Genomic DNA, 11,072 nt, shown 5'->3' on the forward strand with positions numbered 1-11,072 from the left:
CCATTCATGGCGACCTTCTGGCATTTAACCCTGCACGATCCGGCAACCGGCCAAAATATCATCCGCAGGTTGATACTCGCTGGTCTGAATCCCCGTCAATCCAAGCAGGGTGGAGAACAGATTATCCTGAGAATAACTCTGATGCGCCGCTTGTTTATCGACACAGCTTTTACTCACGCCATAACGCTGCTGGTAATCTGGTGACAGCCAAATCAGCATCGGCACATGTTTCTGCACATCCGGTGCAATTGCATACGGCATACCGTGCAAATAAGCACCATTTTCCCCCAACGACTCACCGTGATCCGATAAATACACCAGGCTGGTGGTGTATTGATCCTGATGCGCCTTCAATACATTGATCGCCTTATCGACAATGTAATCGATATACAGAATGGTGTTGTCGTAGGTATTCACCAGCTGCTGTTGCGAACAATCCTGAATTTGATTGGTATCGCAGGTCGGCGTGAATTTTTTAAACTGCGGCGGATAACGGTTGTAATAGGTTGGGCCGTGACTGCCAATGGTATGCAGTACGATCACGCCGTTGCCTTTAAGGTTTTTAATAGAGTCCTCGATACCGTGAAATAATACCTCGTCATAACACTCCCCATCGTGACACATATTCGGCAGATTCAGGCTGGTCATATCCTGATGCGGGACGCGATCGCAGGCACCTTTACAGCCGCCGTCATTGTCATTCCATAAAACCTGCAGGCCGGCGCGCTGGATAATATCGAGCATACCTTCCTGATGTTCAGCGAGCTGATCGTCATAATGCGCGCGCGGCATATTTGAGAACATGCATGGCAACGAGACCGCAGTAGCGGTACCGCAGGATTGCGTATTAGGGAAATAAGAGACGTCATCTTTCGCCAGCAATGGCGTGGTTTCGCGACCATAACCATTGAGCTGGAAATTCACCGCGCGCGTGGTTTCACCCACCACCAAAATCGTCAGATTGCGCTTTGCACCCGCCAGCATCTGCGGCTTCTGTTTGGCATCTAAGCCAATTTTCACCAGCGGCAAATTGGCGGTGCGGCTGTGGTGATACCAGGAAAGTGTCGCCACAATGGAGTTCGACGGGCTCAGCGATTTGATCAGCTCTTTTTGGTTACGAAACAGCGAGGCGTAATCCTTATAGAAAAATGTCGCCACCAGGGCGATGCAGATGACCGACACCACAATTGACGCGGCGCGTTTGGCGATGTTTTTCCACAGAGGTTCGTTATGTTTAATCCGAATCCAGAATGCCAAAAGGGCAGCGAGCAGGCCGCTGCAACCCAGCGTAATAATTAACTTAGGCGACAATAGAGCAAAGGACTCGGACGGTGTGGTATCCAGAATATTCACGATCATCGAGCGATCAACAACAATACCGAACGTCCAGATGAAATATTGCGCAGCCGCCGCCACTAATACGAACAGCGCAAGAATAAGCCGGTCAAGCCAAACAAAAGAGGCGAGCGTGGCGATAATATTGATCACGCTAAATGCCACCAGCGGCATTGAGACGAAGACGAATATCGTGCGCAGCGTATCGAGTGGCATTGCTGCAATCACCTGACGATAAAAGGCAATATTCAGGAACACCGCAATATAAATTGAAAATAGCGAAATAAACGTCAGCCGACTTAGCGTCGGTCTTTTGCGCAGCGAAAACGTCATTGGTCCATCCGTAACAGTGAAGATGGCGCCAGATTAAGAAATGAAGGTTAAGTCAACCTTAGGCTGAATCCTGTCAGGCAGATTTATCTTTAGACAGCATCATTGCGGCTGACCGTGGTGAACAATAATTCGCGCAACCAGCGATGCCCGGCATCGCGGTGCGTTCTTTCATGCCACGCCACGGTTTTGGTGAAGCCCTGAATCTCCAGCGGCGGCGCGAGCTTCCCATCGCATTCAAAGCCGCATCTGTGACGCCGTGAAAATTCCCGCCGAGATAAGACACCTGCGCGTGATCCTGTTCGCAGGAGTGGTTAACGTAAGATTTCCAGGGTGGGGCAGCGATGATCGTCTGGACGTGCTGCATGCATGGTTGATCGAAGATCTTTCCGATAATCGCGTGCGCATCCTGAAGCAGAAAACGCAAAACGGCAAACCGGCGGTTGAGCCTTCAAAAGCGCAGGCGAACCCGATTATTAACGGCCATCAGGATTGGCGTTTGGTCAAACTTGCCACGCGTGTCCATATTCATCAAACACCTATTGCGCGATAAATCGCGCGGTGATTAGATAATATTACTAACGTAATTTCATCACTTCCTCCTGCGTCAATCCGTTTTAATCCTCTATCTCCTTGAATAGAAGAAATTCTTCACTGAGGTCTAAAGTCATCGGCATTGCTGCCGATACAAACCTGTGAATTTTTTTTATCAATTAGCCTCAACCATTAATCATTGTTTCCTCCGCACGACAGAGGATTTTTCAATCAAGGATTTGATGTGAATTTACCCATTTCTAAAAAAGCTGCATCCGTGCTGATCGCCGCTTCTCTGACTTCCAGTTGTGCCTCAATGAATGACTTTGCTCGTGATTACGGTACCGCTGCCGGTTGTATCGGCGGTGCCGCACTGGGTGGCGGCATCACTTATCTGGTGACTCACGACGCCAGGAAAGCCCTGGTGGGTGGACTGGCAGGCGGCGTAGCGGGATGCGTGGTCGGGAACGTTTGGCAGAATCGTGAACAGGCGCTGGCTAAAGTCGCCGAGGAAGAAAAAATTCGCATCAGCACTCAGGCGCTTAAGGCGCAGGAGAACAGCAAGCAGGAGCCGGTTGGGATTGTTGCACAAGTTGAGGACGGTACCATGTTCGCCATCGACAGTGCAGAACTGACCAGCAGCGGCATGCGTCAGGTGCAAAAAATTGCCACAGCGATGAAAGGCGGCCAGCAATCCTCCAGCGATGTTTTGCTGGTGGTGGGACATACGGACGCCACGGGCAAAGCCGAACACAATCAGCAACTTTCTGAAGCGCGCGCCCGCAACGTTGGGCTGGTACTGGAGCAAAGTGGCATTAAAGCCAGCCAACTCTATTTCCAGGGCGTCGGTTCCTCACGTCCACTGGCGGATAACGATTCCCTCTCGGGTCGGGCACAAAACCGCCGGGTTGAAATCGTGGCGTTGGCGAATGAAGCACTGTTACGCCAGCGTCTGGCGCTGGAAAGCAATAACCCGCTGTATTTGCGCCACAGCTCTGCTGCTGAAAATACGCTGGCGCGTACTTCAACCACCAAGGCGGCACCACGTATAGCGAGTAAGAAGGCTGCGACAAAAAGCGCTGAAGTAAAAGCGCCGGAAGTGGTGACCCAACCTACTCAAGCCATTGCTGAGAGCAATCCCGTTAACTTTGTCGATTTTGGTGGCAAGCCCACCAGCGCACAGGTTACGGGTCTCGCCAGCAACTTAAAGCCGCTGTCGCAAGGTTTCAGCCTGATTAGTCAGGCGCAGGCCAGCAGTGTCAGCGGTAGCTGTCTCACCGATCTTCCCCGCGTTAGTGGGCTGGCTAAGAATTTAGCCAGCGGTAAGGCGATCGATCAGCATGATACGCGGGAATATCTGCCCAATATGAACGGGCGCGCGTGGGCTGGATTGGTGAATGGCAACCTGGTGACATTGACGCCAGTGTTTGTTCTCAAAGAGGGTGCCGTGGTAACGCAAAACCCACGAGTGCTCATCACGCCAAATTATGCGCAGGGCAACCGCAAGGCGCTACAAGGCATGGCAAGTGTCGCCAACAGTTGGGAAGGTGAAGACAGCATTCTTTACCGCGTCTACATCGCCGATGCCCAGCAACAACCGATCTCGTGCGTCGACCTCTTGCTGCCGAAATCGGGCAAGCCTGTGCAACAAGGACAGCTCTTTTATAGCAATCATCGTCAGCCGTGGCTGGCCAATTACGCACCTCAGCGTGGATAAACGGATAACTCTCTTATGGAAATTTTAGATACCTTAATGCAGGCGATTGCCACCTATCGCTATATCTTCTGGCCGCTTTTCGGGCTACTGGCGCTAACACTTGGCGTGATCAAATGGTGGGATCAAGTTCGTTACTTCTTCCTCAACCTGTTTTGTTCCCTACCGCTGTTTGGCCACATCACCCGTTTGTCGCGTAGCCATGAATCTCGCCGTGCGGGCACCGGCGGACGCATCTGGCATCCGGCAGAAGAAGCGTTGTGTGGCAAGTTTTATCAATTTCATAGCATTTCAAACCGCGATGCCGATTTTTATCTGCGCTGCGTTAACTATCTGAACAAAGTGGATGAGCGGGGCCGCAAACCGACCAGCGTGGTGTTGTGGTTATGCAGTATCGCCCTCGTCATTCTGGAGGCCTTTATCTTTGCGCTGGTACTTTCGCCATTCATTGCCAACAACATCTCTGCGAACCAGGCGGAGCTGTCGGCGATTGTGGTTTCGGTGCTGATTGGTGTGATTTTAGTGCCCGCTACGCACTTAATGGGCACGCAGTTACACAAAAATACGCTGCTGAGCAAAATCCGCTACTGGCATAAAGAAGCGCGTCTGGAAGGCCATGCGCAGGCGTTGGTCAAAGACAACCGCGTCTCGCTGGAAAACAGCCGCATTGACGATGATGCACCCAGCTATTTGCAGATGCTCAACCGTGTGAACCACGGTATTGGCGCAAAACCGCAATATGTACAAACGGTTGTGACGCTGCTGCTGATCGTCACCTTTGCGGTAGGTGCCTATTTCATTCGTGCGGCAACCATTAATGCCGCCGAAACCCAGGCCGTCAATGGCACGCCGTTCAGCCAAACCAGCGCGGCGAGCAACGCTTCACCTTTTGAGTTGCCACAGCAAGCGGTGGAAGATAATCAGCTGGCTGATAAGCAAGCGGCGAAAGAGGTCAGTGACAACCGCGTGTTCGCCTCCAAATTGACCTTCATTATTCTGTCGGTGATTTTCATTGGCGTGCAGATTATCGGTATTTTGATTGGTTATTACCGTTCTCTGGTCGGCATCGAATCGCGCCTGGCGGCGAAATATATTGGTAATTTCAGTAGCTCTGAAGAGTTTGCCGCGTGGTACGCCATGCGCCGTGAGCGCGTAGAGCGTGATGCGCAGGATAAACTGGCAAGCTTGCAGAATCGTATGGCGATGCAACGCGCCAGTAGCGCCAGCATTGCACAAACTGATGTTCGGACCTTCGACGATTACGTGCGCGGTAAGCAGCGCGATAAAGCACTGGCCGACGATCAGCATCAGCAATTTAACGCCACACGCGCTACCGTTGCTCCAGAGCGCCCGGTACATCAGCCAGAACCGGCTTTGGTATTTGAACCTACAACGCCAACACCTGCACCGGTGGCACTGGAAACGGCACCTGCTGCTAACGCCGATGAAAAGGCGCGCATCGCGGAGTTGGGCGATTTGACAGCCTTAGATGATGAAGAACTGCGTTTGGTGGCTGAGGATTTGGGTCTGCCAATGGAAGCACTGCTCAGTCGTCGTAAAGTGCAGCGCGTGCTTAATAAGGCCAGAGGGTAATCAGGTGAAGATCAGCAAATGGTGTTTGCTGCTGTTAGCCGGGGTGAGTGCCCTGGCGCAGGCTGCGGATCGCAACGATATCCCGAGCTGTTATGACTATGCCAAACTCAGTCAATATCGCCCGGCCAACAGCGGTCGTGAGCTGGTGGTGATTATTGATCAAACGGTTAAAGTGCCGCTGCAGATCAAAAATGCCAGTTGGCAGCAGATCATGCGTTTTAGCCAGCCCGGCGATCATGTGGTGCTGTATCAGTTCTCGGCGTTGCTGCAGAACAATTTCATGCAGCGCTTATTTGACGGGCATCTGGAACCGTTACTCACGGACAAGAAAATCCGCGACAATCAAGGCATGGAGAGTTTGAAGAACCTCGACAAATGCCTGAGTGAGCAAAAGCAATATTTCGCGAGCGCGTTGGGTGGGTTGATGGCAAAAAGTTTCGCTGAGAAGGGCGATAACATCGCTAAAAGTGAGATCCTCGATAGCCTGAAACGCATTAGTCACGATCTAGAGCAGGATGAAAACGCCTCACGTACCCTGTTTCTGATCTCCGATATGCTGGAAAACAGCGCTTTCGATAGCTTCTATCGCAATAACGCGCTGCGTTTGCTTTCGCCTGAGAAAGCGTTGCAGCAGGTTAAACAGCAGAATTTGTTAGCGGATTTTGCCGGCGCTAAGGTATTTGTCGCAGGTGCAGGATTGATTGATACCGACGCGAAAAATAATTATCGCTCAGGGAAAATCATTCAGCAGCTTGAGGTATTCTGGCGCGACTATTTTACTGCGTCTAATGCAGAGTTAGTAAGTTTTGGTGCACCGGCGTTGAATGTAGATTTGCAATAAATTATTCAGAAACGATGTATTCACTGCCTCAACGTCTGGCCAGGGCAGTGAATATGAGTCGCGACTTCGTTACCATAATGGTTTTAGGGTGGATTACCCATGTTCATCTGCTCACCGTTGATCTGGGTAAAGCGCTTTAACATCTCCCGCATCTGGCATTGAAAAAATGTGTGCATATGGCAAGGTCCGCTATGAGTGAGGAGCGGAAGTTCATAATTTTTTCGACAATCTTCTAAGCGGTTATGCTAGAAATAAACAGCTACAAAGGGAATGGACATGACATTGTTTGAAGAATGTAAGGAATTGCTCAAGGCAGATTTTGATGTTGTGGAAGGAGATGATTTGAGCATGGTAATGGATATTTTTCATCAATATCCATGGCATAGCGGTAAAATTATGTGGCATGAAATGGAATTCAGTGATCATGAAATTACTGATGAGATGTTTAATGGGGGCGGCTTAGGTAATGAAACTGTATTTGTCATAGCGGATGATGCTAATGTGCCCGTGTTCAAAACGCATCTACAACTCATTGTCGATAATATCTACGATGTTATCTCCATATCATCTAACGTCTTTATATTTAATGATAATTTAATGATGCAACCATTATTTCCTCACGATTTTATACGGTTTAGTTTGCGAAAGTGATTCGCTGAAGTTCTGGCCAGAACCCCGCATATTAGTACATTCCGATGTTAGCAATGTCCGCTTTTGGCACACAGCGGACGTAATGTTTCATCATAATTTCGATTCAAAGCAATTACGGCGGGCGAGCAGTGCGCAGCCAGCCTTCTGAATGACGCCCTGGCGTCATGGAGGCGCCAGATGACGCGATATATAACTCCGATGGTAAACGGCGCCGTACGCCCGGCGTAGCCGGTTGATGACCCATAAAGCCTGCCAGTCCATCCCCCTCCCTTGTATCTAACATTATGTGGTGATTAGCTACCATCACACGAAGCGGAGTGAGCCGGGCCCCTCCCTGAGGACAGACTGAATTACTTATCCTGCCTGACAGCTTGCGGCCCTCCGTTTCACCTCACACGCCAGCACATTTTGTTGAACGGTTACCGGGAGCATGACTCCGAATGTACAAGGCGAACAGGCGTGACGGTCAATGTGAGAGGAGAAGGAAAATGTTTCCTGTAGGTATACGACCTTTGCATCCTTTATGATGGCATAAAGGGTCGTATACGGACCAAAAAGAAAAAAATGACAGTAGTTGCTGCAGCTAATATCATCCGCTGGCTTCGAATGCAGCACTCTGGCCTGGAGGACGTTCAACTTATTATGGAAGCAACTGGCGTTTATCACGAACGGTTAGCTATTTCGCTGCATGAAGCTGGCGCATAATTTAACAGTATCGCTCAACGGTATAAATCTAAAGGGTCGCGTTATGCTGAGAACAAACAATAAAAAGATATTAACCCTTATATTCCCCTTACTCTTCGCTCAATTACTGAGCGGGTGCTCACTGACTCGAGTTTCTGAAAGATCGCATGCCAGAGAAGTTGAGAGCCTAAATGTTATCGGAATGAGCTTGGTTGCGGCGAAAGAAAAGTTAAGTAAAGAAGGATTTGATTGCAGCGATTATCCTGAGACCAATAGGGTGCAAACCCAATCTGGCGCACGCACTTTAATACAGCTTGATTGTAGCAAACGAAGCTTAGAACTAATTTGTCCGCAGATACGCTATGCGGTACTCAATGCCGACCCCCAAAGCTTCAAAGTGGTATTGGTGGGAAAACGCATAACTCAACAAGCATGTTTTTGATGATTATTGTTCCCACATTAAGCCTGTTTCTTAAAGAGACATGACAGGCAACTTTGAGCGAACAGCGGACATTTACTGATAACGACTTAAACATAACATTTCTGTTATGAATTCGCAGAAGACAGCTCTGGAAGCCTCAACACCATACTGCGAGCGGAAGACTCTACTGTACGAAATCAGGCTGGTTCAGATATGTTATCTATGACTTTCACCATGTTCGCGGAGCACACCATGCCGGAGTTCTGTTTTTTTAAGAAGGGTAAGCACATCACCGCCCTGGAAATATCGGACGCGGAAAAATCCGCACAACTGACTGGCGAGGGCTGGGAAAAACAGTTTGAAGAGGTTCGCGCTACCGATGCTGAAAGTGCACTCACCAGATTGGCGGACATACGGAAAGATGAAGTCACAACGGAGCATGCTTTCGTAACGGGTTCCGTATTCAGCAGCCTTCTCACAGCCATTCTCAAATAATTGCCTGCTGGAAGCGCGCTTAACCGCATGGGAGAACTGAAATGGATGGAGACCTGGCGCTTAAATTTTTCGTCGGATTAGCGGCGATAGCATCCATCTGGCTGGATTTCAGGCCAAACAAAAGAAAACAGAATGCAGATCCAGCTATAGCAGAGGCTGATGAACGCGAGCGGGCCGTTTCCGGCACCTTTCCCTGTTCAGAACTCCGAAAAACGCCCCTGATGGTTTCGGCGCTTCTGCATGGCTATGCAGTAAAATCTCTCCTCCAGGGATTAGCGCATGCAGATGTTGAAAACGTCCGCTGTTGGCACGAAGCGGACGCGCGCCGCAGGTCCGCTATGAGCGAAAAGCGGACCTTGCTTAAGTAAAAAATTCTCAGGAGCTAAAGAGTCCTCAACTTTTTCCGCCTAGCCACAGTTGGTATTCGAACATATAAAATTAATTCAGGTCTTCGAGAAAGAATGGCAACAAATAAACTAAACCTGCATGCCATTCTCATTTTTTAGACCCTGAAGTTGAGTCATATCAGCCTGAATAAACTTCAAGCAATTCCTTAGCCGCAAGCTGACCGAGAGCATTGGCAGCGAAAGGACTATCACCTGTCAGTACCTTACGGTCCTTATGAACGCTTCCTTTGATATCGTCATTAACAATGTTTATTCCCATTTTTAGGAGAGCCTCTCCAAAATACCAGGTCAGATGGCCCGGCATATAACCAATATCCGGCGTCTGCTTATCGGCTGCATCGGGGAAAGCGCATATAGAATATCCTTTAAGGGGATTATCTCCGTTGCGAAGTGAAAGGAATGCAGCTGGACCGTGGCAGATAGAAATGACAAAGCGATCAGTGCCCATAAACCAGCGGATTGTTTCTGCTACTTCCAGGCTTTCCGGCAGGCCGATCAGTGCACCGTGCCCACCCGGAATAAACACGGCAGCATATTCACTATCCTCGCTCAAACCATTGACAACATCAGACAGTTTTAGGGGATTCTGAAACATTTTCTGATACTTGCTGAAGAATGGCACAAGTTTTTCATCCTGATGTGGCATCGCCCAGTATTCAAACTTAGCCATATGACCCGATACTGTCGCAATGTCAAAATCGAAACCGGCAGCATGCAGATGATACATAGGGAGAAGCGTTTCAACCGGATGATTTCCTGTTGAAAACAGGGACCCGCTATCGGTCATCAGGTAACGTTCATCAGCAGCGATAACCAGTACCTTTTTTCCTCCGATATGGCGTTCAGGATAGTCTGCGCCGCTGAGATCAGATACCGGGCTGGTAAACTGACTCAGGGAATAGTCTGAGGGGAAAAATGCATTTTCCTCAGCAGGATCAGCTTTAGGGTGTTTGCTTTTATCATCTGACATGATGGTCTCCTCGTTAGTAGATTTATTTGTCTTTACCCGGTCTTAATTCGCGCGTAGTTAGGGCTACCTGAATAGCCTGAGCAGTAGTGCTTACTCCCAGGCGATTACGTATTTGTCTGAGATGGTTTTCAACGGTGCGTTGAGAAATACCCAGTAAACCCGCAATATCTTTTTGTCTCATTCCCTTGCTGACGAGTTTGAGGACATCTTTTTCACGAACTGTAAGCGCTCCGGCTCCGTTGTTATTTTCATTTCCTATGATCCGGCGAGCGCTATGAAAAGCTTCAACACCCAGTATAGTGAGAATTAATTCTGCTTTCGGAGAGCTACTTACATTCATCCCGCCCAGAGTAAAGGCACCTTCAATACCTGAGTTACCAAAAACGGGGATCTGGATGCCGTGCAGAGCACCTCTGACAGGTTTTAAGGCAATCTGATAACTGCCTGAAGTGCTCTCTGTTCCGGTCTTGTACCAGAAAAAAGGGCGTGATGAATTTATAAGGTGTTGATTTGCCGGGCATCTTTCCATATAAGTTTTTGCATCAATTGCGTCATCAAACCAGTTGCCTTCAATCCAGAAGATTCGTTCCACTAAATTCTCATTTACAGGCGTAACTGAGAATAAAACGCTGCGGTCACACCCCTATGCTAAAGCCACTTCTCTGACGCTTTGCTTTAAAGAATACAAATCGTTCTCGGATTTAATTTGAAGAATGATGTCCAGAGGGTCTTTCAACATCGTGATCACCTTCACATAGAGTTATGTGTCTATTTTAGGCAGTCCGTAGTTAAAGTGTATGAGGGATATCCCCTACTGAGATGAACGACATAGCAAAAGCATTTTTGGTACTGATGTGATCAAGCCACAGGCAACAAAGTACGTCTGAGACGTACAAAAGTTAAGTGTATCGAATAGCGCACAGCGCCAGCAATGTCCGTTTCTGGCACGTAGCTGACCATCGGACTGAACTGAAGGTCCGCTGCGAGCGAAAGCAGGCGTAGTTTCAATTACTGATTCTGTTATTTAGTATCCTAACGCACGATTGCCTTGCTCATATTGATACCCGTTACTCCAAAACCGCTGCTCTCGTATACAT

The 11,072-nt window shown here is 49.0% G+C and carries 10 protein-coding genes and 1 pseudogene; 8 read left to right on the forward strand and 3 right to left on the reverse strand.

The genetic code is table 11. From position 1 onward, the window contains the following. Positions 1–24: 24 nt before the first annotated feature. Complete coding sequence (eptA, locus tag DEU53_RS12010) at positions 25–1,668, reverse strand: phosphoethanolamine transferase EptA (protein WP_110867224.1); 1,644 nt, start codon at positions 1,666–1,668, stop codon at positions 25–27. Positions 1,669–1,924: 256 nt separating this feature from the next. Here eptA and DEU53_RS12020 point away from each other — a divergent pair, with 256 nt between their 5' ends. From DEU53_RS12020 to DEU53_RS23075, 8 genes are all read left to right on the forward strand, one after another. Next, positions 1,925–2,218, forward strand: coding sequence for a hypothetical protein (locus DEU53_RS12020; protein WP_233501742.1), 294 nt, complete (start codon positions 1,925–1,927; stop codon positions 2,216–2,218). A 225-nt stretch (positions 2,219–2,443) separates the two neighbouring features. Further along, positions 2,444–3,916, forward strand: a complete 1,473-nt coding sequence (locus DEU53_RS12025) for an OmpA family protein (protein WP_110867225.1) — start codon at positions 2,444–2,446, stop codon at positions 3,914–3,916. 15 nt (positions 3,917–3,931) lie between these two features. Further along, the gene (locus DEU53_RS12030) at positions 3,932–5,506 is read left to right on the forward strand and encodes a hypothetical protein (protein ID WP_110867226.1); all 1,575 of its coding nucleotides are present in this window, start codon (positions 3,932–3,934) and stop codon (positions 5,504–5,506) included. 4 nt (positions 5,507–5,510) lie between these two features. Next, positions 5,511–6,347, forward strand: a complete 837-nt coding sequence (locus DEU53_RS12035) for a hypothetical protein (RefSeq protein WP_110867227.1) — start codon at positions 5,511–5,513, stop codon at positions 6,345–6,347. Between the two features lie 276 nt (positions 6,348–6,623). Next, the gene (locus DEU53_RS12040) at positions 6,624–6,998 is read left to right on the forward strand and encodes a hypothetical protein (protein ID WP_110867228.1); all 375 of its coding nucleotides are present in this window, start codon (positions 6,624–6,626) and stop codon (positions 6,996–6,998) included. A gap of 748 nt (positions 6,999–7,746) precedes the next feature. Further along, complete coding sequence (locus DEU53_RS12045) at positions 7,747–8,124, forward strand: hypothetical protein (RefSeq protein WP_110867244.1); 378 nt, start codon at positions 7,747–7,749, stop codon at positions 8,122–8,124. A 201-nt stretch (positions 8,125–8,325) separates the two neighbouring features. Further along, positions 8,326–8,598 carry a hypothetical protein gene (locus tag DEU53_RS12050; RefSeq protein WP_233501744.1) on the forward strand — a complete coding sequence of 91 codons (273 nt, stop codon included), beginning with the start codon at positions 8,326–8,328 and terminating at the stop codon, positions 8,596–8,598. A gap of 41 nt (positions 8,599–8,639) precedes the next feature. After that, the gene (locus DEU53_RS23075; protein WP_199559713.1) at positions 8,640–8,966 is read left to right on the forward strand and encodes a hypothetical protein; all 327 of its coding nucleotides are present in this window, start codon (positions 8,640–8,642) and stop codon (positions 8,964–8,966) included. 157 nt (positions 8,967–9,123) lie between these two features. On the opposite strand, the gene hchA is transcribed toward DEU53_RS23075, so the two are convergent. Further along, on the reverse strand, positions 9,124–9,975 hold the full coding sequence (hchA, locus tag DEU53_RS12055) for a glyoxalase III HchA (protein ID WP_110867229.1): 852 nt from the start codon (positions 9,973–9,975) through the stop codon (positions 9,124–9,126). Positions 9,976–9,997: 22 nt separating this feature from the next. Further along, positions 9,998–10,606, reverse strand: a pseudogene (locus tag DEU53_RS12060) (PA1136 family autoinducer-binding transcriptional regulator); the annotation flags it as partial. Positions 10,607–11,072: the final 466 nt, after the last annotated feature.

Origin of the sequence: Pantoea sp. AG1095, assembly GCF_003208415.1 — a bacterium.
GTDB classification, from domain to species: Bacteria; Pseudomonadota; Gammaproteobacteria; order Enterobacterales; family Enterobacteriaceae; genus Pantoea; species Pantoea leporis.

Coding starts and splice junctions, on each gene's coding strand:
- eptA (WP_110867224.1), bottom strand. CDS start 1,668: ATGACGTTTTCGCTGCGCAAAAGACCGACGCTAAGTCGGCTGACGTTT.
- DEU53_RS12030 (WP_110867226.1), top strand. CDS start 3,932: ATGGAAATTTTAGATACCTTAATGCAGGCGATTGCCACCTATCGCTAT.
- DEU53_RS12040 (WP_110867228.1), top strand. CDS start 6,624: ATGACATTGTTTGAAGAATGTAAGGAATTGCTCAAGGCAGATTTTGAT.
- DEU53_RS12045 (WP_110867244.1), top strand. CDS start 7,747: ATGCTGAGAACAAACAATAAAAAGATATTAACCCTTATATTCCCCTTA.
- DEU53_RS12050 (WP_233501744.1), top strand. CDS start 8,326: ATGACTTTCACCATGTTCGCGGAGCACACCATGCCGGAGTTCTGTTTT.
- DEU53_RS23075 (WP_199559713.1), top strand. CDS start 8,640: ATGGATGGAGACCTGGCGCTTAAATTTTTCGTCGGATTAGCGGCGATA.
- hchA (WP_110867229.1), bottom strand. CDS start 9,975: ATGTCAGATGATAAAAGCAAACACCCTAAAGCTGATCCTGCTGAGGAA.